This window comes from Bacillus sp. SIMBA_008 (assembly GCF_046535495.1).
In the GTDB taxonomy this organism is placed as follows: domain Bacteria; phylum Bacillota; class Bacilli; order Bacillales; family Bacillaceae; genus Bacillus; species Bacillus subtilis.
This window is the reverse complement of the sequence record NZ_JAWRWL010000062.1, coordinates 1-404: the sequence shown is the minus strand read 5'-3', so window position 1 is coordinate 404 and position 404 is coordinate 1. Positions and strand designations below refer to the sequence as shown.

1 pseudogene is annotated in these 404 nt (G+C 42.1%); it reads left to right on the top strand.

Features of this window, described 5'->3' with window-relative positions:
* Positions 1-143: 143 nt before the first annotated feature.
* Positions 144-404 (top strand): annotated as a pseudogene (locus SB658_RS22110) (LytR family transcriptional regulator); the annotation flags it as partial.

The following is a 404-nucleotide window of genomic DNA, read 5'->3' as shown; positions in this document are numbered from 1 at the left end:
CAATATAATGTGAACCTGATGCAAAAATAACAGTAGATGTTGTCGAAATAGAGAGAAAGATTTAGAATTTTCTCATTTGCAGAGTTGCTCCGAGTCAACAATTATGGTACGCTTCACAAAGAATAGAAACGAGAGGTAATGATATGGAAGAACGATCTCAACGCAGAAAAAAGAAAAGACGCCTCAGAAAATGGGTGAAATTTGTACTGGTATTCGCCGCTTTCTTATTGGTGATCGCCGGTTCCGTCGGCACCTACGCATTTGTGAAATTGAATAATGCGACCAAAGAAGCGCACGTCAGCCTTGACCGCGGCGACCAGTCCGTAAAACGGATCAAAGAATTTGACCCGAAGAAGGATTCTTTCACCGTATTGCTTTTAGGAATAGACGCCCGTGACAATAAG